At 56.2% G+C, this 23,028-nt stretch carries 24 protein-coding genes; 13 read left to right on the top strand and 11 right to left on the bottom strand.

Going from position 1 to position 23,028, the window contains the following annotated elements; genetic code table 11:
- Positions 1 to 35: 35 nt before the first annotated feature.
- The 3 genes from obgE to ACRZ96_RS02685 are packed head-to-tail and all read left to right on the top strand — an operon-like array spanning position 36 to position 3,466.
- Positions 36 to 1,070: a GTPase ObgE gene (gene obgE, locus ACRZ96_RS02695; protein WP_480569695.1), complete on the top strand. Its 1,035-nt coding sequence runs from the start codon at positions 36 to 38 to the stop codon at positions 1,068 to 1,070.
- On the top strand, positions 1,058 to 2,164 hold the full coding sequence (gene proB, locus ACRZ96_RS02690) for a glutamate 5-kinase (protein ID WP_170393083.1): 1,107 nt from the start codon (positions 1,058 to 1,060) through the stop codon (positions 2,162 to 2,164). Before obgE ends, proB begins: the two co-directional genes overlap by 13 nt.
- A gap of 39 nt (positions 2,165 to 2,203) precedes the next feature.
- On the top strand, positions 2,204 to 3,466 hold the full coding sequence (locus ACRZ96_RS02685; RefSeq protein ID WP_480771440.1) for a glutamate-5-semialdehyde dehydrogenase: 1,263 nt from the start codon (positions 2,204 to 2,206) through the stop codon (positions 3,464 to 3,466).
- On the opposite strand, the gene ACRZ96_RS02680 is transcribed toward ACRZ96_RS02685, so the two are convergent.
- Positions 3,463 to 4,059 carry a histidine phosphotransferase family protein gene (locus ACRZ96_RS02680; protein WP_480814209.1) on the bottom strand — a complete coding sequence of 199 codons (597 nt, stop codon included), beginning with the start codon at positions 4,057 to 4,059 and terminating at the stop codon, positions 3,463 to 3,465. The genes ACRZ96_RS02685 and ACRZ96_RS02680 overlap by 4 nt on opposite strands.
- Before the next feature lie 42 nt (positions 4,060 to 4,101).
- Here ACRZ96_RS02680 and ACRZ96_RS02675 point away from each other — a divergent pair, with 42 nt between their 5' ends.
- From ACRZ96_RS02675 to tsf, 5 genes are all read left to right on the top strand, one after another.
- Positions 4,102 to 4,284: a DUF3553 domain-containing protein gene (locus ACRZ96_RS02675; protein WP_170393080.1), complete on the top strand. Its 183-nt coding sequence runs from the start codon at positions 4,102 to 4,104 to the stop codon at positions 4,282 to 4,284.
- 105 nt (positions 4,285 to 4,389) lie between these two features.
- Positions 4,390 to 5,145 carry an L-ornithine N(alpha)-acyltransferase gene (gene olsB / locus ACRZ96_RS02670; protein WP_480569703.1) on the top strand — a complete coding sequence of 252 codons (756 nt, stop codon included), beginning with the start codon at positions 4,390 to 4,392 and terminating at the stop codon, positions 5,143 to 5,145.
- Positions 5,111 to 5,986, top strand: coding sequence for a lyso-ornithine lipid O-acyltransferase (gene olsA / locus ACRZ96_RS02665; RefSeq protein ID WP_480791082.1), 876 nt, complete (start codon positions 5,111 to 5,113; stop codon positions 5,984 to 5,986). Before olsB ends, olsA begins: the two co-directional genes overlap by 35 nt.
- 168 nt (positions 5,987 to 6,154) lie before the next feature.
- Positions 6,155 to 6,955, top strand: coding sequence for a 30S ribosomal protein S2 (gene rpsB, locus ACRZ96_RS02660; protein WP_170393078.1), 801 nt, complete (start codon positions 6,155 to 6,157; stop codon positions 6,953 to 6,955).
- A gap of 76 nt (positions 6,956 to 7,031) precedes the next feature.
- Positions 7,032 to 7,907: a translation elongation factor Ts gene (gene tsf / locus ACRZ96_RS02655; protein ID WP_480771441.1), complete on the top strand. Its 876-nt coding sequence runs from the start codon at positions 7,032 to 7,034 to the stop codon at positions 7,905 to 7,907.
- Positions 7,908 to 8,270: 363 nt separating this feature from the next.
- Here tsf and ACRZ96_RS02650 read toward each other — a convergent pair whose 3' ends face one another.
- From ACRZ96_RS02650 to ACRZ96_RS02640, 3 genes are all read right to left on the bottom strand, one after another.
- A complete protein-coding gene (locus ACRZ96_RS02650) occupies positions 8,271 to 9,023 on the bottom strand; it encodes an autoinducer binding domain-containing protein (RefSeq protein WP_170393076.1) in 753 nt (250 codons plus the stop codon).
- On the bottom strand, positions 9,020 to 9,469 hold the full coding sequence (aroQ, locus tag ACRZ96_RS02645) for a type II 3-dehydroquinate dehydratase (protein WP_170562752.1): 450 nt from the start codon (positions 9,467 to 9,469) through the stop codon (positions 9,020 to 9,022). The genes ACRZ96_RS02650 and aroQ overlap by 4 nt, the downstream gene beginning before the upstream one ends.
- Before the next feature lie 129 nt (positions 9,470 to 9,598).
- Positions 9,599 to 10,600 carry an NADPH:quinone oxidoreductase family protein gene (locus tag ACRZ96_RS02640; protein WP_480771442.1) on the bottom strand — a complete coding sequence of 334 codons (1,002 nt, stop codon included), beginning with the start codon at positions 10,598 to 10,600 and terminating at the stop codon, positions 9,599 to 9,601.
- Positions 10,601 to 10,708: 108 nt separating this feature from the next.
- Between ACRZ96_RS02640 and ACRZ96_RS02635 the strand changes: the two genes are divergently transcribed.
- The 4 genes from ACRZ96_RS02635 to ACRZ96_RS02620 all read left to right on the top strand — a co-directional run bounded on the left by ACRZ96_RS02635 (position 10,709) and on the right by ACRZ96_RS02620 (position 14,827).
- The gene (locus ACRZ96_RS02635; RefSeq protein ID WP_480704831.1) at positions 10,709 to 11,527 is read left to right on the top strand and encodes an SDR family NAD(P)-dependent oxidoreductase; all 819 of its coding nucleotides are present in this window, start codon (positions 10,709 to 10,711) and stop codon (positions 11,525 to 11,527) included.
- Between the two features lie 27 nt (positions 11,528 to 11,554).
- Complete coding sequence (locus tag ACRZ96_RS02630; protein ID WP_480704833.1) at positions 11,555 to 12,586, top strand: phosphotransferase family protein; 1,032 nt, start codon at positions 11,555 to 11,557, stop codon at positions 12,584 to 12,586.
- A 107-nt stretch (positions 12,587 to 12,693) separates the two neighbouring features.
- Entirely contained in the window at positions 12,694 to 13,911 is a 1,218-nt protein-coding gene (locus tag ACRZ96_RS02625; RefSeq protein ID WP_480704835.1) for a serine hydrolase domain-containing protein, read from the top strand.
- A 49-nt stretch (positions 13,912 to 13,960) separates the two neighbouring features.
- Positions 13,961 to 14,827 carry an acyl-CoA thioesterase gene (locus ACRZ96_RS02620; protein WP_480704837.1) on the top strand — a complete coding sequence of 289 codons (867 nt, stop codon included), beginning with the start codon at positions 13,961 to 13,963 and terminating at the stop codon, positions 14,825 to 14,827.
- On the opposite strand, the gene ACRZ96_RS02615 is transcribed toward ACRZ96_RS02620, so the two are convergent.
- Together ACRZ96_RS02615 and ACRZ96_RS02610 are read right to left on the bottom strand one after the other, a co-directional pair.
- Entirely contained in the window at positions 14,824 to 15,591 is a 768-nt protein-coding gene (locus ACRZ96_RS02615; RefSeq protein WP_480704839.1) for an SDR family oxidoreductase, read from the bottom strand. The genes ACRZ96_RS02620 and ACRZ96_RS02615 overlap by 4 nt on opposite strands.
- A gap of 133 nt (positions 15,592 to 15,724) precedes the next feature.
- Positions 15,725 to 16,954 (bottom strand): acyl-CoA dehydrogenase, encoded by a 1,230-nt coding sequence (locus ACRZ96_RS02610; protein ID WP_480704841.1) that lies wholly within the window; start codon positions 16,952 to 16,954, stop codon positions 15,725 to 15,727.
- Positions 16,955 to 17,052: 98 nt separating this feature from the next.
- On the opposite strand from ACRZ96_RS02610, the gene ACRZ96_RS02605 reads away from it, so the two are divergent.
- A complete protein-coding gene (locus ACRZ96_RS02605) occupies positions 17,053 to 17,964 on the top strand; it encodes a LysR substrate-binding domain-containing protein (RefSeq protein WP_480613540.1) in 912 nt (303 codons plus the stop codon).
- Here the strand turns inward: ACRZ96_RS02605 and phoB are convergent.
- From phoB to pstC, 5 genes are read right to left on the bottom strand one after another with little or no spacing between them, the layout of a single operon-like run.
- A complete protein-coding gene (phoB, locus tag ACRZ96_RS02600; RefSeq protein ID WP_170393066.1) occupies positions 17,961 to 18,650 on the bottom strand; it encodes a phosphate regulon transcriptional regulator PhoB in 690 nt (229 codons plus the stop codon). The two genes, ACRZ96_RS02605 and phoB, sit on opposite strands and share 4 nt — an antisense overlap.
- A 12-nt stretch (positions 18,651 to 18,662) precedes the next feature.
- Positions 18,663 to 19,364: a phosphate signaling complex protein PhoU gene (gene phoU / locus ACRZ96_RS02595; protein ID WP_170393065.1), complete on the bottom strand. Its 702-nt coding sequence runs from the start codon at positions 19,362 to 19,364 to the stop codon at positions 18,663 to 18,665.
- Between the two features lie 16 nt (positions 19,365 to 19,380).
- The gene (gene pstB, locus ACRZ96_RS02590) at positions 19,381 to 20,178 is read right to left on the bottom strand and encodes a phosphate ABC transporter ATP-binding protein PstB (RefSeq protein WP_170393064.1); all 798 of its coding nucleotides are present in this window, start codon (positions 20,176 to 20,178) and stop codon (positions 19,381 to 19,383) included.
- Between the two features lie 12 nt (positions 20,179 to 20,190).
- Positions 20,191 to 21,507, bottom strand: coding sequence for a phosphate ABC transporter permease PstA (gene pstA / locus ACRZ96_RS02585; protein ID WP_170393063.1), 1,317 nt, complete (start codon positions 21,505 to 21,507; stop codon positions 20,191 to 20,193).
- Positions 21,504 to 22,976 (bottom strand): phosphate ABC transporter permease subunit PstC, encoded by a 1,473-nt coding sequence (gene pstC / locus ACRZ96_RS02580; RefSeq protein ID WP_480814208.1) that lies wholly within the window; start codon positions 22,974 to 22,976, stop codon positions 21,504 to 21,506. Before pstC ends, pstA begins: the two co-directional genes overlap by 4 nt.
- Between the last annotated feature and the right edge of the window lie 52 nt (positions 22,977 to 23,028).

The raw sequence follows: 23,028 nt of genomic DNA, 5'->3' as shown, positions 1-23,028 counted from the left end.
TGTGGCCGATGGGGCCTTTGCAGTAGGGGACAGCTATGAAATTTCTCGATCTTGCAAAGGTCTACATCCGGTCCGGGGCCGGAGGTGGCGGCTGCGTCAGCTTTAGACGTGAAAAGTACATCGAATACGGCGGACCCGATGGTGGGGACGGCGGTAAGGGTGGGTCTGTTTGGGCCGAGGTTGTGGACGGGCTGAACACCCTGATCGACTTTCGCTATCAACAGCATTTTTTCGCCAAGAACGGCCAACCCGGTCGCGGTCAGCAGCGTACGGGTAAGGATGGTGACGACATCATCCTGCGCGTTCCCGTCGGAACCGAGATTCTGGACGAAGACGAAGAGACCGTGATTTGTGACCTGACCGAGGTTGGTCAGAGGTTTTTGCTGGCAAAAGGCGGCAACGGCGGCTTTGGCAACCTGCATTTCAAATCCGCGACCAATCAGGCCCCGCGCCGCGCCAATCCGGGGCAGGCGGGGATCGACCGCACCATCTGGCTGCGGCTGAAGCTAATTGCGGATGTGGGTCTTTTGGGCATGCCCAACGCCGGGAAATCAACTTTCTTGGCTGCCACATCCAATGCACGGCCCAAAATCGCCGACTATCCCTTTACTACGCTGCACCCCAATCTGGGCGTTGTCGGTGTCGATAATGTAGAGTTCGTCGTTGCCGACATCCCCGGACTGATCGAAGGCGCGCATGAAGGGCGTGGAATCGGTGACCGGTTTCTGGGCCACGTGGAACGCTGCGCTGTGCTTTTGCATCTGATCGACGGCACCTCGGAAACTGTGGTCGAAGACTATCGCACAATCATCACCGAGCTTGAGGCTTATGGCGGAGAGCTGGCGGATAAGCCACGTATCACCGTTTTGAACAAGATCGACGCTCTGGACGATGAGGAACGCGAACTGATCAAGGCCGAACTGGAAGAAGCCGTTCGCGGCCCGGTCATGACCATGTCAGGCGTTGCGCATTTGGGCGTGACCGAGGTGCTGCGGTCCTTGCGGGCTCAGATCGATGAAAACCGCCTGCGCCAGAAACCCGCCGAGGAGGCCACGCCTTGGCAACCCTGACCCATGCCCGCCGCCTGGTGGTCAAGATCGGATCGGCCTTGTTGGTCGACCGGGATACGGGATTGCTCAGGTCGGATTGGCTGAAATCGCTGGCGCAGGACGTGGCTTGGCTGAAAGGGCAGGGGACAGATGTTGTTCTGGTCTCGTCCGGGTCAATCGCGTTGGGTCGAGGTGTACTTGGCCTGCCGATGCAGAATCTGCCGCTGGAACAGTCACAGGCCGCTGCGGCGGTTGGACAAATCCGGCTTGCCCGTGCGTATGAAGAAGCGTTGACGCCGCATGAGATCAAAACCGCTCAGGTGCTGGTCACGTTGGAAGACAGCGCGGATCGGCGGCGTTATCTGAATTCCCGTGCAACGCTGGAAACGCTGCTGAGCCTGGGTGTTGTTCCGATTGTCAACGAAAACGATACAGTCGCCACGGATGAGATCCGGTATGGCGACAATGACCGGCTGGCAGCGCAAATCGCCGTGACCATCGGCGCGGATCAGTTGATCCTGCTTTCAGATGTCGACGGGTTCTATTCGGGCAATCCCAACGAGGACACGACAGCCACCCGATATGACGTGATCAAACAGATCACGCCCGAGATCGAGGCCATGGCAGGTGACGCGGGATCGGGGCTGTCAAAGGGCGGCATGAAGACCAAGCTGTTGGCTGCCAAGATGGCAACCGCAGCTGGCTGCGATATGGCGATAACTGAAGGATCACCCCTGAACCCGCTGAAAACGCTTGAAAATGGAGCGAGCTGCACTTGGTTCACGGCCACGCTCGATCCGCATGCAGCCCGGAAACGCTGGATTTCGGCGATGAAACCGCGCGGAGAGATCGTGATCGATGACGGCGCGGCAAGGGCGCTTTCCAATGGCAAAAGCCTGTTGCCCGCTGGCATTGTCGAGGTCACGGGTGATTTTGGTCGCGGCGATCCCGTCGCTGTTCTGGATGCGCAGGCGCGGAGGCTGGCACAGGGGCTAAGTCGCTATACCGCGCAAGAGGCGGATGCGATCAAAGGACGTAAATCGTCTGAAATCGAGGCGACGCTAGGCTATCCAGGCCGCGCGGCCCTGATCCACCGGGACGATCTGGCGCTGTAAGGGCGTGATTTGATAAACTGAGACCGAAAGGCGCTTGAGATGAAGGATTTCGACAACATTCCCGCAATGATGGCCGACCTTGGTGCGCGCGCCAAAGCAGCCTCGCAAGAGCTTGCTTTTGCCACCGCAGAACGCAAGCACGCTGCGCTGATCACAGCCGCAGACGCCGTTTGGCACAAACGTGCCGACATTATCGAAGCGAACAAGAAGGATTTGGAGTTCGGGCGAGAAAAGGGTTTGAGCCCCGCGATGATGGACCGCCTGATGCTGGATGAAGCACGCGTTCAGGGCATGGTTGACGGACTGCGCACCGTCGCCGATCAGACCGATCCTGTGGGTGAGGTGTTGGCCGAATGGGACATGGCCTCGGGCCTCAACATTCAGCGTGTGCGCACGCCATTGGGTGTGATCGGCGTGATCTACGAAAGCCGTCCCAACGTGACGGCGGATGCGGGTGCATTGTGCCTGAAATCCGGGAACGCCGTGATCTTGCGAGGCGGGTCTGAGAGCTTTCATTCGTCAACCGCGATCCACGCCTGTCTGGTTGAGGGGCTAGCAGCTGCTAGCTTGCCCGAAGACGCCATTCAACTGGTGCCGACTCGCGACCGGGCTGCGGTGCAAGAGCTTTTGACCATGACTGATTATGTCGACGTCATCGTTCCTCGAGGTGGCAAAGGATTGGTGGGTCTTGTGCAACGCGAGGCGCGCGTGCCCGTCTTTGCGCATCTCGAAGGCATCGTTCATATTTATGTTGATAAAGCCGCCGATCCCCAGAAGACGCTGGATGTTGTGTTGAATGCCAAAACTCGGCGCACCGGTATCTGTGGCGCGGCAGAATGCTTGCTGATCCATCAAGACGTTGCAGAAACACTGGGCCGTGATCTAATCGCTGCTCTTCAAGCTGCGGGTGTTGAAGTGCATGCCGAAGGCGTTTTGGCCAATGAGAACACCATTCCTGCGTCGGATGATGACTGGGGCAAAGAGTACCTAGATAGTATCATCGCTGCACGGCCCGTCGCAGATATCGACGCCGCGATTGCGCATATCCGGCAGTTTGGCTCAAGCCACACCGATTGTATCATTACCGAGGATTCCGTGGCCGCCGAGCACTTTTTCGAACGGCTTGACAGCGCAATCCTGATGCATAACGCCTCGACCCAATTCGCGGATGGCGGTGAGTTTGGCATGGGTGCTGAGATTGGTATCGCCACCGGCAAGATGCACGCGCGCGGTCCTGTCGGTGCCGCTCAGTTGACCAGTTTTAAGTATCTGGTGCGCGGAAACGGGACCACTCGGCACTAAAACCGCAGTGTCACCCGGGTTGCGGTCGTTTCTGCCGTGATCCTGCGCCCCATCGTCGAGGCCGTGTCCGGCAGCAGGGCAAATTGAACGTGCGCCGGGCTTAGTTTTTCGGTAAATCGCCCCGAGCCAATCCCTTTCCACAGTCCCGTATTGAGGTTCAGCTTGTCAGCAACGCCAGTCACCGTCCATGCGTCGCCCTGAGTTTCGATTTCCACTTCGCCGCCGAAGGGCATCGCATTTTCACAGCACATCACAGCCAGAAACGCGAGTTTAACCTGATTGCGCGGGACAGGTTCGGTCAGGTTCCAACTGATCTGCAGGCGCCCGGCCTTTTCCACATCTTTAAGAAGCTCGACCACTTCGGTGCGACCCAACGGCTGATCGCTTGCTGATCCAAAGGCAACGCGGAAAAACCGGATGCGGGCGCCTGCACTGCCAACGCTGCCTGAAATCAGCTCCATTTCAGGGCCTTGGACTGCGCCAACCATCTCCAACAGCTCAAGCCCGTTGGTAATTGCCCCAATGGGGCTGATCAGATCATGACAGATCCGAGAGCCGATCAATTCGGCCAGGTTGACGTCTGACGCGCCCATGCGTACCTCCTGCTGCATCTGCCTTGGACCCGGAGGCCCGATATGACAGATCTGAATGCCATTCTCGCACCGGGCATGTTTGTCCGCCACCCCGATTTCCCCGATTGGGGCGTTGGACAGGTGCAGTCCAACATCGGAGGCAAGATCACCGTTAACTTTCGCGAGCAGGGGAAAGTGGTGATCGACGGGACACGCATAGCCCTGATGCCGGTCTTTGATCCGTGAAACTGGTTTAGGAAAGGTTAACAACTCGGGCAAAACGCGGGCGAGTTGCCTTTGGCCGAGCAATCGCGTTATCAGCGCGCAACCGCGATCGATGGAATTTTCTTGATGCCAGACGAAGGCCCCTCATTCACTGTCAAATTGGCCAATACCGAGGTTGAACTGCGGGCGGCCCAACGTCTGCGCTATGACGTGTTTGTTCAGGAATTGGGCGGTGGCGGCGAGATGGTGGATCATGAGGCGGGGCTCGAGAAGGATCGGTTCGATCCATACTTCGATCATATGCTCGCCATCGACGATTCATCTGGAGAGGTGATCGGCGTCTATCGACTGCTTCCTGGTGAGCGAGCTGCCGAACTGGGGCAATTCTACTCCGAGGATGAATACGATCTCACCGTTCTGAAACAAAGCGGGCGCAAGCTGTTGGAGCTTGGACGCTCGTGCGTGCATCCGGATTATCGTGGTGGCACGGCGATGTATCATCTGTGGAATGGTCTGGCTGCATACGTCACTGAGCGTGGTATTGAGATCTTGTTCGGGGTCGCGAGTTTCCACGGAACCGACGTGAGCAAATTGGCGCAGCCGCTGTCGATGCTGCATCACAACCATCTTGCCCCGCTGGATTTGCGGGTTCGGGCCCAGCCAGAGGTATTTCAATCAATGGACCTTTTGGCACCCAACGCGCTGGATCGGCGCGCGGCGATGGTTCAAGTGCCGTCTCTCATCAAGGCCTACCTTCGCCTCGGTGGATTCGTGGGCGAGGGGGCATTTATCGATCATGCCTTCAACACAACCGATGTGTGTCTGATCCTTGACACAGCCCGCATGAATGAGCGTCAGCGGCGTATTTATGGTGGAGCATAACCCTGTGAGCGACCCATCGTGGCAGAGTGAAGACGCGCCTGATCCAATTGAGCTTGGTTTCATAGGTTGGGTCCTGGTGATACTTCGCGGTTTGCCGCTGGCCCTTTTGGTTTTTGGGGGGCTGTTCGTCTTATTGGCCATACGTCTCATCGAACGACCGCTTTATGGCGTTCAACGGCCGGTGACACCGTTCATTTCTCAGTTCGTTTGTCGCAATGCATTTCGAATTCTCGGGATCAGATTTCGCACCTCTGGCGCGCTCATGCAGGAACGCGGCGCTGTGGTTGCAAACCATACGTCGTGGCTGGATATCTTTGCGCTGAATGCCCGTAAGCGCGTGTATTTCGTATCGAAAGCCGAAGTTGCAAAATGGCCCGGCATCGGCTGGCTGGCACGCGCGACGGGTACGGTCTTTATCGAACGTGATCGCAAGAAAGCCCGCGAGCAGACCCGGATTTTCGAGGAACGTCTGAAAGCCGGGCACAAGCTGTTGTTCTTTCCAGAAGGCACTTCGACCGACGGACAGCGAATTTTACCCTTTAAAACAACACTCTTTGCCGCGTTCTTCACTGAAGAGCTGCGGGAATTCATGTATGTTCAACCGGTTTCGGTCATCTTTCACGCTCCCCAAGGTCAGCCCGATAGGTTTTATGGCTGGTGGGGCGACATGGATTTCGGTCCGCATTTGCTTAAGACTTTGGGGGCACGTCGACAAGGCACCGTGGAATTGATCTACCACGCGCCAGCTAAGGTTAGCGACTTTGAAAACCGCAAAGCTCTGGCAGCCCATTGCGAAGACGCGGTACGTGATGCGCATTCACTGGCGCGGCTTGAAAAATAGGGGCATTTGGCCCTTGCACTGATGCTAAACCTGCCGTATACGCGCGCCATTCAAACCCGCAGGCGGGGTTTGGGCTTTTTGAGGGAGACATCCTCATCTGGCCCGCCGGTTGGAGCATCCGCTTCTTTCACCCCCGCCGAGGCGTAAACCGGAAAAGGAAAGTAAAGCATGGCTCTTCCCGAGTTCACCATGCGTCAGCTGCTGGAAGCTGGCGTTCACTTTGGTCACCAGACACAGCGTTGGAATCCCCGCATGGGCCCGTTCATCTACGGCTCGCGCAATGGCATCCACATCATGGACCTGACTCAGACCGTTCCGATGCTGGATCAGGCTCTGCAGGCTGTCCGTGACACCGTCGCAAAAGGTGGCCGCGTTCTGTTCGTAGGCACCAAGCGTCAGGCAGCTCAGCCGATCGCAGATGCCGCTGAAAAATCGGCTCAGTACTACATGAACCACCGCTGGCTGGGCGGCACGCTGACCAACTGGAAAACCGTTTCCCAGTCGATCAACCGTCTGAACCAGATCGACGAAGCCATGGAGTCGGGTGCCGAAGGCCTGACCAAGAAAGAGCGTCTGGGCATGGAACGTGACCAGGCCAAGCTGCAGGCTTCACTGGGCGGTATCCGCGAGATGGGTGGCGTTCCGGATCTACTGTTCGTCATCGACGTCAAGAAAGAAGCACTGGCTATCGCCGAAGCCAACAAGCTGGGTATCCCGGTTGTGGCTGTTGTCGACACCAACTGCTCGCCCGATGGCGTTGACTACATCATCCCCGGCAACGACGACGCAGCGCGCGCAATCGCTCTGTATTGCGATCTGGCCGCACGTGCCGCTCTGGACGGCATGACCGCTCAGATGGGTGCTGCTGGCGTTGACCTGGGTGCGTTCGAAGAGGCGCCGGTTGAAGAAGTGGTTGCCGAAGAAGCACCCGCTGAAGAAGCCGCACCGGAAGCCAAAGCCGAAGCGTAAGCTGCCCGTCACGTAAATGACATATGGGGCAGGGTAGACCTGCCCCAATTCCGTTTGAATTGAGGAGAGCCAAAAGATGGCAATCACAGCAGCAATGGTAAAAGAACTGCGCGACTCGACCGGCGCAGGCATGATGGACGCAAAAAAAGCGCTGACCGAAACCGACGGCAACATGGACGAAGCCGTTGACTGGCTGCGCACCAAAGGCCTGGCCAAGGCGGCCAAGAAATCGGGCCGTACTGCAGCTGAAGGTCTGGTTGCTGTTCACGTCAACGGCGGCAACGGTGTTGCAGTCGAAGTGAACTCGGAAACCGACTTCGTTGCGAAAAACAGCGAATTCCAAGAGATGGTCGGCAAGATCACCTACGCAGCCGAAGGTGTTGATGACGTCGACGCGCTGCTGGCTGCCGATCTGGGCGGCAAGTCTGTTGCAGATACTCTGACCGACAAGATCGCCACCATTGGTGAAAACATGTCGGTCCGCCGCATGTCGAAACTGTCGGGCGATACTGTCGTTTCCTACGTTCACAACGCGGCGACAACCGGCATGGGCAAAATCGGCGTTCTGGTCGCTCTGTCCGGCGGTGATGAAGGCTTCGGCAAGCAGGTTGCAATGCACATTGCAGCTGTGAACCCAGCGGCCCTGTCCGAGGCGGACATGGACCCGGAAGTTGTCGAGAAAGAGAAGCAGGTCCAGATGGACATCGCCCGCGAATCCGGCAAGCCCGAGCAGGTGATCGAAAAGATGATCGTCGGTCGCATGAAGAAATTCGTCGCCGAAGCGACCCTGCTGAACCAGGACTTCGTTGTGAATCCTGATCTGACCGTCGAAGCGGCTGCCAAAGAAGCAGGTGCTACCATCACCGGTTTTGTCCGCATGGAAGTAGGCGAGGGCATCGTGGTCGAAAAAGAAGACTTCGCTGCCGAAGTTGCAAAGGCAGCCCAAGGCTAAAATCTTTTGCAGCTTCGGTTAGAGGCTGCAACAAATACCGAGCCCGGTTGCATAGCGCAGCCGGGTTCTTTTCATGTCAAAAGCCTGTGAACCGATGCTTGCGAAGATTGGTGAATTGAGGGGCCCTGCATGATGGGGATGGAAGGGCCCCTCAATAATCCCGACAAAGAGACGTGGACGAATAGACGCCTCGGTGTCAGAGCGATCAGAGAGCTTTGGTATTACAAAGATCCGATCAAAACGTTCCCTGGCTAAAGCCACCACTCACGGAACAATATCAATTTGCAATTTTATCGGGAGATTCGGAAAGTCATGTATTCCTTACCCTAGGTCAATTTGATGCTAATTAGCATCAAAATAGGGTCATGCTTCCATCACAAACATCTGATTCTGCAACGCGGCCTTCAATACGGCCTGAGCAGTTGTTTCAACCGAAAGCGCCTCACGCGCGAGTCTCAGGTGTTTTTCCACCGTTGCCGAAGTCAAACCCATCAATAGCGCGATGTCCTGCGTGGTCTTTCCGTCGCCGACCCATTGCAAAGCTTCGCGCTGGCGTTTGGTCAGCGCGCGGTTCGGGGCATGATATGGCAAGGTCAGGATTTTGAGATGGGCAACATTATTCATCAGAAGGATGTCGTCGCCGTGCTCGTTCCAAACCTCGTCCATCTCCTCCTGGCTGTGATTACGTGCCGCAAGCGAAATCGCCCCTTTGGAACGCATCGATACCGAGTTGAAGCTGACCGTATAACCTACTGTAATATCACGCGACTTATTGAACTCAAAAACCCGAAGCTCTTCGTTCGACATGACCCCGCTGGACATCATGTCCTGTATCATGCTCCAACTTGCAGCGCCTTCGTTGTTCAGGGCCCATTTCAGCATCGGGGCATGAAAATACAGACCGGATTGAAGGAACCCTTCCAAGTAATCCGAGCAGTGATTGGTCAGGATTACAAAATCTTCTGGATCGCCGAGCGAAGTCGCCGTTCGGTATTGCGTATACCCATACAACAACCGGTCGAAGCCATACTTTTCCATCTGGCGGCAATGTGCATCCCAAAGCTCTTCCAGAGTTTTCGTGTAGCTCAGAAAATTCAGATACTCTTTGAGGGTCATCCTGTGTCCCTCTCAGCCAGATGCGCGGCAATCGCGTTCAGTGCAAGAACATAGCTTTGCGCGCCAAAACCACAGATCTGTCCAATCGCGACTGGTGCGATATGCGATTTGTGACGAAACGCCTCGCGCGCGTGGATGTTAGATAAATGAACTTCAACCACGGGTACTTCGGCCGAAGATATCGCATCCATCAGCGCAATCGATGTATGCGTGAATGCGCCTGCATTCAGTACTATGCCATCCTGAACGCCGCGTGCCGCGTGGATCGCATCAATCAGCGCGCCTTCGTGATTGGATTGGAGATGGGTTATGTTTTGACCCAGCGTTTTACCATGCGCAACGCACAGGTCCTCGATCATCTGCAACGTCGTTGCGCCGTAGACCTCGGGTTGCCGTGTACCAAGCAAATTCAGGTTCGGACCATTCAGAACCAGGATATTGTGCATATTCAAACTGTCCCCATCTTCCTTTTTTCATAAACATGAATTTAAAGGTCGTCCAGCGACCTTCGCTCTTATGGGTAGAGCTTCATTGACGCATGCAGGTTGCTGGATCGGCTCAATCCCATCCTCTATTCAATTATCTTCCATCGTGACCACAACTTTACCGAGAGCCTCGCGCCTTTCGAGCATGCCAATTGCCTCTGCCACCTGGGTTAGCGGAAATCGTGCACTGATACGGGGTGAAATCTTTCCCGAACCATATAGGCGGAACAACTCGGCCAGGTTTTGTGCATGCCCCTTCGGGTCGCGAAATACGGACGCGCCCCAGAACACCCCGACGATCTGACAGCCCTTGAGCAAAGTCAGGTTCAGCGGAATGCTGGGGATGCCGGCAGGAAAGCCAACAACCAGATAACGCCCACCCCATGCCATACTTCGCAAGGCGGGCTCAGCGTAGTCTCCGCCGACCGCGTCGTAGACCACATCCACACCTTCGCCCCGGGCCAGTGCCTTTATCTCGGCGGACAGGGCCTTTTGCGCTTCGCGGTCCAAATCGCGAGGATAGATCAGCGTCTGGTCTGCGCCAACATCTCTGCAAAACAATGCTTTGTCTTCAGACGAGACCGCCGCGATCACATGTGCCCCCATCGCTTTGGCTAGCTCGATCGCCGCAGACCCAACGCCACCGGCGGCCCCCAGAACAAGTACTTTTTCGCCGGGCTTAAGTAGCGCACGGTCCTTGAGGGCGTGGTATGAAGTGCCGTAGGTGAAGACAAAGCTAGCCGCATCTTCAAACGGCATCACGTCGGGTATCTTGACGGCAGTCGCTGGTTTAAGCTTCAGATGCGTGGCGAACCCTCCGTGCCCTGTCAGCGCCAGAACCCGATCACCAGGCGCGAAGTCTGTGACGCCTTCTCCAACCGAGACAACTTCTCCGGCGATTTCACCACCTGGCGCAAAGGGGCGGGGTGGTTTTATCTGATAGAGGTCCCGGATCATCAGCGTATCAGGGAAGTTCACCCCGGCGGCGCGGATACGCAATACAATTTCATCTGACTCAGGGGTTGGATCGGGCAGGGTGGTCAGTTCCAAACTCTCGGGGCCGCCTGGTGTGACGCTGAGTAATGCCTGCATGTTTTTCAATTGCCTCTTGCTTCACCTGTTTTGAAATCGTTGGATTGTCAGGACGTATTGTCAAGAAGACCTCACGACAGAATCCCAGATCGCCTGAATGGAGTACACATGACGCCCGAGACTTTGTTTTCGCTCAGTGGAAAGACGGCACTGGTAACGGGGGGTGCCACCGGTATCGGTCGAATGGCGGCCGAGGCGTTGGTACGTGCCGGGGCGCATGTGCTGATCGCTTCTCGCAAAGGCGAGGCATGCGAGGAGGTTGCAACAGAGTTGAACGCTCTGGACGCGCCAGGTTCGGCAGAAGGGTTTGCTGGCGACATCAGCAGTGAGGCGGGTGTAGATGCGTTGGTGGATGAAATCAAAAATCGCACTCAAGCGATTGATATATTAATGAATAATGCAGGTGTGTCTTGGGGCGCGCCGATGGGGCAGTTCCCTCATTTCGCTTGGGACAAAGTCATGTCGGTTAATGTCGCAGGCGTATTTGATCTGACCCAAAAATTGCTGCCACTTCTGATGAAATCCGCAACCGACGAGGATCCTGCGCGGGTCGTCAATGTAGGTTCGGTTATGGGTGAGGTCCCGATGGGTGACGGGGCCTACAGCTATTCCGCGTCCAAAGCGGCGGTTATTCACCTGTCCAAAATCATGGCTAAAGAATTGGCACCCTACAGAGTAACGGTGAATGCGCTGGCCCCGGGACCATTCGTATCGCGCATGACGGCCTTTGCCACCGAAGACGAAACCAAGCGCGCGCGCGTCGGCAAAGGTGTTCCACTGGGCCGGGTTGGCCAGGCCGAGGATATCGCTGGTTGCATGTTGTTTCTATGCGGTCGCGGAGGCAGCTATGTCACTGGCGCGGTCATCCCTGTCTCCGGCGGGATAAATGTGCAGACCGGTGGCAATATCTTTGCCGATGCCCTTTAGCCGTGGGTTCATACGCAGGCTGAATATATGACACACACTGAAAACACTTTGGATATCAAGTCCGTCGACGCTTATCTAAACACGCATCTTGTTGGGTATCATGGCCCTCTTGAGGCTACAAAATTCACCGTGGGTCAATCGAACCCAACCTATCTGCTGCGTACGCCGGCCAAATCCTATGTTCTGAGACGCAAGCCGCCGGGCATATTGCTGAAATCCGCACATGCAGTGGATCGGGAATTTCGCGTACAAGCGGCGCTGGCTGGAAGCAAAGTGCCCGTCCCGCAAGTACATCTGCTTTGTGAAGATGACAGCGTCATAGGCTCGGCCTTTTACGTGATGGGGCATCTGAAAGGACGCACATTTGTCGACCCTGTCATGAAAGGCGAAAACAATGCGACGCGCACGGGTGTGCTGAAAGAGATTAACCGCGTACTGGCCGAACTGCACATGGTCGATATCGATGCGGTGGGTCTTTCGGATTTCGGACCTCCAGGCAACTATTTCGAGCGGCAAATTGCTCGCTGGACCAAACAATATCGCGCCTCTGAGACCGAAAAAATCGCAGAGATGGATCAGCTGATCGCCGATCTTGAGCGCCAGATCCCCGAGGATGACAATCAAAGAACACTGGTTCATGGGGACTACCGAATCGACAATCTGATGTTCGAGGCGCATGGCACCGCCTGCATCGGAGTGCTGGATTGGGAGCTATCGACCATCGGTCACCCATATGCGGACCTGGCAGCCGTCATCATGCAATGGCAGCTGCCCCCGGGCAAGGAGGGTCGGGGGTTGGCTGGCGTAGATCGGTTAAGCCTTGGGCTACCGTCAGATCAGGACTTCATCGCCGAGTATTGCGCGCGCCGCGGCCTAACGGGGATTGAGAATTTTGGCTTCTACCTTGCTTTCAACTTCTTTCGGATGGCCGGCATTCTGCAAGGTGTCTACAAGCGGGCCTTGGATGGAAACGCGTCAGACCCGGCACGCGCTAAGGCTTTCGGTGCCTATGTGCCGGTCTTCGCCCAACACGGATTATCTGCGCTGCAAAAAACGTAGGCAGTATTCTCGGCGCCCTTCAACAAATCCAGCAAAAATCAGCAGAATTCGCTGTTGCCTCGGATCTCACGAAGGCAAGATCGGCCTGATTAAGATGGAGTTGCCTCATGGGATTTGATCCGACCGCGCAGACCGACATCCACAATTGGATGCACCGATATGTGGAGCAGAGGAAATACGCAGGCAGCGCCCTTCTGATCCACCAGAACGGGCAAGAGGCATTCTTTCACGCATGTGGCCGCCGCTGCATTGAAACCGACCTCGCGTTCCAGCGCGACAGCCTGGTTCGGATCTATTCGATGACTAAGCCTGTGACGTCCGTTGCTTTGATGATGTTGGTGGAACAAGGGTTGTTTCATCTAGATGCCCCAGTTTCCGATTTCCTGCCAGAGTTTGCAACGATGCAAGCTTTGGTCCCGGGTGCAACGCAGTTGAACCAGACCGAGGACGCGCCGACGCCCAGCTTGCATCAATTGCTGACGCACACCAGCGGGCTGAGCTACCCGTTCAATCCCGGCCTTTTGCCAATGGCCATGGATGAGCTCGATCTGATCTTTTCCCCGAAACAAGGCCCGCTGGCGGATCGGGTTAAAGTGCTGGCAGGGTTGCCGCTGGCTTTTCAGCCAGGCAGTCGCTGGGAGTACTCGGTCGGTATCGACGTGATTGGCCGCGTGATAGAAGTTGTATCAGGCAAACCGCTGGACGTGTTTCTGACAGAACACATCTTTCGACCACTTGGGATGAGTGAAACCGCGTTTTCAGTGCCTGAAGGGGCAGGGGACCGATTTGCCTCGCTCTACACCCCGCTCGAAGGCGATGCCATGGCGCTGAATGCCGCAAAATCGGGTGGCGAAACATTGCGGTTGGTGGATCGGGCCGGAGAGTCCCCGTTTGAGGCGGCAACGACCTTTTCTGGCGGTGGCGGATTGATCAGTACCATCGACGATTACAGCAAGTTCGCCGAGATGTTGCGAAACAAAGGAACCGCAAATGGCGCGCGATTGCTCGGGCCGAAGACTGTAGAATTCATGTTTCGCAACCATTTACCGGACGATATTGCATCCATGGGTCCACAAAGCTTTGCAGAGCAACCCATGGAAGGCACAGGCTTTGGCATCGGAGGCGCGGTGGTACTGAACCCGGCGAGCACCCGAGCCCCAAGCTCGGTTGGCGACTATGGCTGGGGCGGGATGGCCTCCACCTATTTCTGGATCGATCCGGTCAACGCGCTTTCAACAGTGTTTTTTACACAGCTCTCGCCATCCAGCTCTTATCCATCCCGAGCGGAACTGAAGGCGCTTGTTCACGCGGCGCTCGTTGAATGATCGGTGTTTGAGTGATACCGGAAAAGGCCAAGACGCCGGAGAGCCCTGAATGACCGAAGCCGAACGCATATTGCTTGATCTGCTGAATATCGAACCGCTTGAGGTCGATTTGTTTCGCGGGACCGGTTCTGGTGGCGAGACACCAACGCGTATCTTTGGCGGGCAGGTGATCGCGCAAGCGCTTGCGGCAGCGTACAGGACGGTCGAGGATCGTTTATGCCATTCCTTGCACGCCTATTTCATAAGGCCCGGAGATCCGTCAATTCCGGTTATATATCAAGTGGATCGCGCGCGCGATGGAGGTTCTTTTACAACCCGCCGCGTGGTTGCGATCCAGCATGGCAAGCAAATTTTGAACATGTCAGCTTCGTTCCACAAGCAGGATGACGGATGGGAACATCAGCATCCGATTCCGGACGTTCAAGCGCCCGAGCACCATCCATCGCGTGACGAATTGCGCGAAAAATACCTGGATCGTGTTCCCGAAAAGCTGAAAGCTGAATTGCTGCGCGAGCGCCCGATCGAAGTGCGCGAAATTGATCCGCTGGACCTGTTTGCACCCGCCAAGGCAGATGACAAGAACCACGTCTGGTTTCGCATGGGCGCAGCGAACCACGCGGACACCGTCACACAACATCTTCTATTGGCCTATGCCTCGGATATGAGCTTGCTCAGTTCCGGAATGCGGCCCCATGGGCTGAGCTGGTTCACTGGTGAAATTGATGGGGCCAGTCTGGACCATGCCATCTGGTTTCATGCACCCGTGCAGTTTCAAAACTGGCATCTGTATTCGATGGAATCGCCGTGGACAGGGCAGGGGCGCAGCTTCAATCGGGGTTCGATCTTTTCGCAGAATGGCGAATTAGTTGCATCCGTCGCGCAAGAAGGCCTGCTCAGAAGACGGAAACTGCGCTAAGAACTGCCAGCAAACCTTTGATTAAGCTTCATCATTCCACCTAACCATCGGTCGTAGTCTTCTGTTTTTAAACGCATATAGTCAAGCACTTGTGGATGCGGAAGAATCAAGAAACGTTCATCCGCCAGCGCCTCGACACAGGCTTGGGCGACCTCATCAGGTTCAATTATTCCGTCAATCGCGGCGACCGAATCCTCATGTCCACGTATCATCTCGGACCGAACGGCCTGTGGACACAGAACCGAAACCCTGAGACTTTTATCGCCATAGGTCATCGCGATCCATTCAGCAAAACCCACAGCCGCATGTTTGGTTACGCCATAAGGGGCTGCGCCGGGTTGATTGAGCAATCCAGCCGCTGAAGCTGTGATCATCAAATAACCACCACCACGCGCAACCATCCTTGGGATCAGGTGCCGCGCGGTCCAGACATGGGACATAACGTTGATCTGCCAGATGCGGTCCCATTCAGCATCCGGCACTTCAAATCCACCTAGGGTGAGTATTCCCGCATTGGCACAGAATAAATCAATCGGAGCGATCGTATCCTCGACAGTCTCAATCAGATTTCGTATATCACTTTCCTTGGACACATCACAGCTGAGTGCATCACCGCCAATTTCCGCCGCCACGGCCTGTGCGCCGGCAAGGTCGATATCGGCGCAGACTACATGCGCACCTTCTTCTGAGAACCGCTTGGCAAGACCTTTACCTATGCCATTTGCAGCGCCAGTGATGACGACGGTCTTCCCAATCAGAACCATTGCATAGCTCGTGTCTTACTTCTCAAACACAGCGTAACATATTGGCAAGCCACGACCAATGTGTGTTCTATAGTCGTGGCTCGCTTGCTAAGTATTTTACATAATACCGATTATGCGAATAACAGATGCAGCCTCAGTAAAATGCCTGTAGTCCGGTTTGCGCCCGCCCCAGGATCAATGCATGAACGTCGTGCGTGCCCTCGTAGGTGTTGACTGTCTCAAGATTGATCATGTGACGCACCACCTGGAACTCAAGTGAGATACCGTTGCCGCCGTGCATGTCACGCGACATCCGCGCAATGTCCAATGCCTTGCCGCAATTGTTACGTTTGATGATCGAGATCATCTCGGGCGCAGCTTCAGCCTGATCCATCAGACGGCCGACGCGCAAGCTTGCTTGCAGTCCCAAAGAGATTTCGGTCTGCATCTCTGCCAGTTTGCGTTGAAACAACTGGGTCTGCGCAAGTGGTCGATTGAACTGTTTACGATCCAAGCCGTATTGACGCGCTGCGTGCCAGCAGCATTCCGCGGCCCCCATCGCACCCCAGCTGATACCATAGCGTGCGCGGTTCAGGCAGCCGAACGGTCCCCTGAGACCCTGAACATGTGGAAGCAAAGCGCCCTCGTCCACCTCAACGCCATCCATGACAATTTCACCTGTGATCGAAGTACGCAGGCTCAGCTTGTTCTCGATCTTCGGTGCGCTCAGGCCCTTGGTGCCTTTATCCAGCACGAACCCACGAATCTTGCCGTCATGCGCGTCTGACTTGGCCCAGACCACATAGACATCTGCGATCGGTGCGTTTGAAATCCACATCTTGCTGCCGGTCAGACGATACCCGCCATCAATCTTCTCGGCGCGGGTCTTCATCGCCGCCGGGTCCGAACCCGCATCCGGCTCTGTCAGGCCAAAACACCCAATCCATTCGCCGCTTGCCAGTTTCGGCAGATATTTGCGACGCTGTTCTTCGCTGCCATAGGCGAAAATCGGGTACATCACCAACGAGCTTTGCACCGACATCATCGAGCGATAGCCGGAATCCACCCGTTCAACTTCCCGCGCCACAAGTCCATAAGATACGTAGCTTGCACCGATCCCACCATATTCTTCGGGGACTGTCGTGCCCAACAGGCCCATTTCACCCATTTCACGAAAGATCTCCGGATCGGTTTCTTCGTTTGCAAAAGCCTTGGTGACACGCGGCTGCAATTTCTCCTGGGCGTAAGCGCGCGCGCTGTCGGCAATCAGGCGTTCATCCTCTTCCAACTGGTCCGACAAGCGAAATGGGTCGTCCCAGTTGAAACGACCAAGGTCAGGCGCATCTTTTGCGCGCAGGACAGGCTTTGTATCTGGAGCGTTCATTTTGCTTCTCCGACTTGAATAGGTTTGCGCAACTATAATCTGAGTAATATTCGAAAAACAGCGAGACATTTGCATTGTTTCATGATCAAAACGCATAGATGGACACCAAGCGCCCTATCCTGCCGCCTATATCCGCGCTGCGCGCGCTTGAGGCTTTGGATCGCCTTGGGTCAGCCTCGGCAGTTGCGGATGAAATGGCACTGACGCAGAGCGCGGTCAGTCGGCAACTGCAGACGCTTGAAGCGCATTTGGACGCAGAATTGGTCAGCCGTGATCGCAAGCGATTGTCACTGACAAAGGCTGGACAAGACTATGTACAAGAAATTCGGCCAGCCTTGTCTCAGATCGCGCAGGCGGCGCTGAAACTGCACATTTCCCCTGTCGGTGGGACATTGAATCTGGCGATTCTGCCGACATTTGGAATGCGCTGGCTGGTACCGCGTCTGCCAGATTTCGCCCGCCGCCATCCGGATATCACAATCAACATGACCACGCGGTTGCGACCGTTTAGTTTTGCTTCGGAACCCTTTGATGCGGCTTTACATTTTGGGGAACCTGATTGGCCCGGAACTGATCGCTTGCTATTAAGTGTCGAGCGGGTTTTGCCCGTCTGCGCGCCCGAGCTTTTACCCAAAGGCACTCCGACCTCACCCCGCGATCTGCTAAAACTGCCGCTGCTGCATATCCAGACACGACCGCGCGCCTGGCAGGACTGGTTTCAACAGATGGGTGTCACGCACCCGCATCCCCTGCCCGGCACCGTCCACGACCAGTTCAACACCATCAACCAAGCCGCGCTGCACGGCCTGGGTGTTGCCCTGTTGCCAAACTATCTGGTGGAACAAGACCTTGCGACAGGTAGGCTGGTTGCAGCCTTCCCTGACGCGATAGAGACGATGGGGGCATATTATCTGGTTTGGCCGCGCGAAAAATCGGATGACGGATCATTGCGAGAGTTTCGACACTGGCTTGCTTCTCAGGCCCAGACCGAAGAAGCACTGCCACGTTAGCCGAGCGCGTACCCTGCCCCGCGCACCGTTCGCACCGGATCTTCGCCGCCATGTTGAGTCAACGCTTTGCGCAGACGACCGATATGAACATCAACAGTACGCGTGTCGACGTAGATATCGCGGCCCCATACGCGGTCAAGCAACTGCTCTCGGCTCCAGACCCGGCCGGGCTTTTCCATGAATGTGCTCAGCAACCGGAACTCGGTCGGGCCCAGTTTTAACAGCTTGTTGTCGCGGCTTACCTTGTGGGTCTCAGAGTCCAATATGATATCGTCAAACTCCAACCGGATGCCCACGGTCGCTGGACGCACTCTGCGCAATTGTGTCCGTACACGCGCCATCAATTCGACAACCGAGTAAGGCTTAACCACATAATCATCGGCACCGGTTTCAAGGCCGCGCACTTTATCAACCTCTTCCGAGCGCGCCGACAGCATGATGATCGGAATTGATCGGGTGTCGGGCCGCGTTTTCAGGCGGCGGCAAACCTCGATACCGCTCAGATTGGGCATCATCCAATCCAAAACGATGATATCCGGGCGGTCTTCTTCGACCAGCAGCAAAGCTTCGTCGCCATTAGCGGCACGGATTACCCGGAACCCTTCGGCGTCCAGATTATAGGCCAGTACCTCTCTTTGGGCCAACTCATCCTCAACAACCAGTACCGTCGGTTGATCAGCGGACATGACTGAGATCTCCTAGATCGTTTGCGACGTGTTGTCGGCTTTGGGGCGCGCTTCGCTGGGTCTCTCGCCGGTGACGAGATAGACGACCTGCTCGGCAATGGCGGTGACGTGATCGCCCATGCGTTCGATATTTTTTGCGATGAAATGCAGGTGCATGCACGATGAGATATTGCGCGGATCCTCCGCCATGAAGGTCAGGAACTCGCGAAACAGGCCGTTATACATCTGGTCCACTTCCAGATCCCGTTCGATCACGTCCTGCGCCAGCTCAGCATCACGCTGGATATAGGCATCTAGCGCGTCGCGCAGCATCCGCTCGACCTCGCGCGCCATTCGGCGCAGAGCGGCGGCACTGCCGTTGATTTCGCCGGCATTCACCAGAACGGTCGTTCGCTTGGCGATGTTCTTGGAGTAATCTCCAATCCGTTCAAGGTTGGTCGCAACCTTCAGAACGGACAGAACCAGCCGCAAATCGCTGGCCGTCGGTGCACGCAAGGCAATCAGGCGCGCGGTCTCTTCGTCAATCAGTTCTTCCAGTGCGTCGATGGCCTTGTCGCCTTGACGCACTTCATTTGCCAGTTCTTCGTCGCGGGTCTCCAGCGACCGGGCCGCGCCCATAATGGCGGCTTCGACCAGTCCACCCATCTTCATGATGTGTGCTTGGATGGCCTCAAGGTCGCGGTCGAACGCGGATGCAATATGTTGTTCGCTCATTGCAGTTATCCTGTGCTCAGCCAATCCGGCCGGTGATGTAACTTTCGGTTCGGGGATCTTCGGGGTTGGTGAAGATCTGCCCGGTTTCGCCGAACTCAACCAAGTTCCCCAGATGGAAAAACGCTGTCTTCTGACTGACCCGCGCGGCCTGTTGCATCGAATGGGTTACGATCACCACTGAATAGCGTGAACGCAGTTCGTCAATCAGTTCCTCGACCTGCGCGGTTGCGATTGGGTCGAGCGCCGAACAGGGTTCGTCCATCAATAGCACCTCAGGCTCGGTGGCTACGGCGCGCGCGATGCAAAGACGCTGTTGCTGACCACCAGAAAGGCCGGTACCGGGGGCATCCAGACGGTCCTTGACCTCATCCCAGATCGCACCACGACGCAGAGATTTCTCTACGATTTCATCCAGTTCTGCCTTATTCTTGGCAAGGCCGTGGATACGCGGACCGTAAGCCACGTTGTCATAGATCGATTTGGGGAACGGGTTCGGTTTTTGAAAAACCATGCCGACCTTGGCACGCAACTGTACCGGATCGACGCGCTTGTCGTAAATGTCTTCACCGTCCAGCAGGATATCACCCTGCACCCGGCAAATGTCGATTGTGTCGTTCATCCGGTTCAGACAGCGTAGGAAGGTGGATTTACCGCAGCCAGAGGGACCGATGAAAGCCGTCACAGTCTTGTCTTCGATATCGACGCTCACGTCCTTAATGGCGTGGGTCTCACCGTAGTAGACCTGAACCTGCTTGGCGTTGATCTTGATGTCTTTGGAGTCCACGGTTCTCTCCACTCGTGTCATATCGTTCATTTTAAACCCCTCCTACCAGCGGCGTTCAAAGCGGCGGCGCAGGATGATAGCGATGATATTCATGGTCAGCAGGAACATCAAAAGGATGATGATGCCGCCCCAGGCTTTCTCGTAAAAACCCACATCGGCACGCGCGGCCCAGGTGTAGATCTGTGCCGGCATGGCCGAGTTCGGCTCGGTGAAGCCCGCCAAAAAGCCATCGGGATAGCCTCGGGCGACAAAGCCCACCATGCCGATCAACAGCAACGGAGCAGTTTCACCCAGCGCCTGCGCCAAACCAATGATGGTACCAGTCAGGATACCGGGCGCGGCCAACGGCAGCACGTGGTGGAAGACGGCCTGCATCTTCGAGGCCCCTACCCCCAACGCCGCGTCGCGGATAGACGGGGGAACCGCCTTTAGCGAGGCTCGGGTCGAGATGATGATCGTTGGCAGGGTCATCAGCGTCAGCACCAGACCACCCACCAGCGGTGCCGACTGCGGCAGGTGCATGAATTGAATGAACACTGCCAGCCCCAGGATACCGAAGACGATGGACGGAACGGCGGCCAGGTTCGAGATATTCACCTCGATCAGGTCGGTAAATTTGTTCTGCGGCGCAAACTCTTCCAGATAGATCGAGGCGGCGACCCCAATGGGCAGCGACAGGCACAGCACCACCAACATCATGAAGAACGAACCGACGACCGAGGCACCAATACCCGCGCCACCGGGGTTATCCACGCCCGAGTCCGCACCAGTGATGAACGGCCAGTTGAAAGCCTGTTTAATGATCCCCGCTTCTTTCAGCGCGTCCACCAGATCAAGATCGCTGAGTTGCAGGAAGCGGCTGTCCTGCAGTGTGTCACGAGACACCCGACCCTTGAAGTAGCCATCCACACGGCTTGAAGCCGCCAGATCGAACATGATCGGCTCACCCAGCTTGCTAGGATTATCGGCATAGAAGGTCCGGATCGTACCGCCGATTTTGCCCAACAGACGCTCGATGGCATCCTGATCGAAATCCACGGTGATGCCACTTTCGGCCAGTTGTTCATTCAGTTCCGCAATGAACAGATTGGAGTAGGCCTTTGTCTTGAACATCGTGCCTTCGGCTTCATCGCGCTGCGCTTCGCTCAGCGTGAATTCTAAACTGATAACTGTGCGCTGGAAGGCCGGGATGCCTTGCGACAGGATTGAGGCAAACAGCACAATCAGAAAGAACAGTCCGGTCGCGATAGCGACGATCCCGTAGGCGCGAAAACGCTTTTCGGCAGCCGCGCGTTTTTTGGTCCGGGCATCGGATGCAGTCAGCGAGGTCGAGGTGTTTTGCATGCTGGCGTCGGTCATTCGTACTGCTCCCGATACTTGCGCACGATATACAGGGCGAAAACGTTCAGCCCCAGCGTGAGAATGAACAGTGTCATGCCAAGCGCGAAGGCGACGAGGGCCTCGGGCGAGGCGAAATCGGCGTCGCCTGTCAGCTGGCTGACGATCTTGGCGGTTACGGTGGTCATGGCCTCGAACGGGTTCAGGTCCAGACGCGCAGCGGCCCCTGCCCCCAGAACCACGATCATGGTCTCACCAATTGCACGCGAAGCTGCCAGCAAGATCGCACCGACGATCCCGGGCAAGGCTGCGGGCAAAACGACCTGCCGGATGGTCTCGGATTGTGTGGCCCCCAGCCCGTAAGAGCCATCACGCATGGCCTGAGGCACCGCGTTGATGATGTCGTCGGAAAGCGACGAAACGAACGGGATCAGCATGATGCCCATGACAAGACCGGCGGTCATCACCGCCGTACCGGCTTTCATCCAGCCCAAACCATCATCCCCGAACACGCTCAGCAACAGCGGGCCAACCGTCAGCAGAGCGAAAAGGCCGTAAACGATGGTCGGGATACCGGCCAGCACTTCTAGCATTGGTTTGGCGATCGAGCGCACGCGTGAAGAAGCGTACTCACTGAGATAAATCGCAGCGAAAAGACCGATTGGCACGGCCACCAACAACGCCACCAACGAGATATAGAACGTGCCCCACAGCAAAGGGATGATACCCAGATCTGATGCCCCACCACGGCCCGAGAAACTGGGCGCCCAGGTAGTACCGAAAAAGAATTCTGATGCCGGGTAAAGCTTGAAGAACTCCCACGTATTGAAAACCAGCGAAAGGACGATGCCGACCGTTGTCAGGATCGCAATCGACGCAGCCGCCAGCAGCATCACACGAATTCCCTGCTCAACCACATTGCGGGCACGATATTCAGAATGCGTCTGTAACCAACTGAACGCAGCACCGGCCAAGGCGACGAGTATCACAGCGACGGACATGATCGCGTAACCGGTTGAATTTATCGCCCGATAGGCTTGAGCTGCATGCAAAACCGTCTGCGTGATGTCCGAGGTTACGACTTGACCCGCGTCCTTCAACTCTTGGGTCATCTCGGAAATATCTGCCCGCGCATCCTGTGCGAGCGTTTCGGTGAGATGTCCCTGCGCAACGGCACTGTCCAGACCATTTGCGGTCCGACGCACCTCGGCCATAACAAGACTGCGCGACGATCCTTCCTTGATCGCCGTTTCGGGAACCATCTCCGAGATCTGAGAGTTAACGTAGAGCGGCTGAACCAGCAGCCAGACGATCAACAAACCCAAGGCGGGAACTATGACTTTCAGTGCGACGTTCGCGCCATAAAACGAGGGCAGAGAATGCAGATTGCGGCTGTCCCCTCCGGCACTTTGCAAGGCGCGCATTCGCCCCAAAACATATCCGACTGCCGCGATCGCAAGCACGATCAGAATGAGCCAAAGAATTGGCATGGCGCCCCCATAGGTCTTGATCGGGATTAGGGAAAAATTGGGGGCGACAGAA

The sequence above is a fragment of the Ruegeria sp. CF1 genome (assembly GCF_056537445.1).
This window is presented reverse-complemented; position numbering and strand designations above follow the sequence as displayed.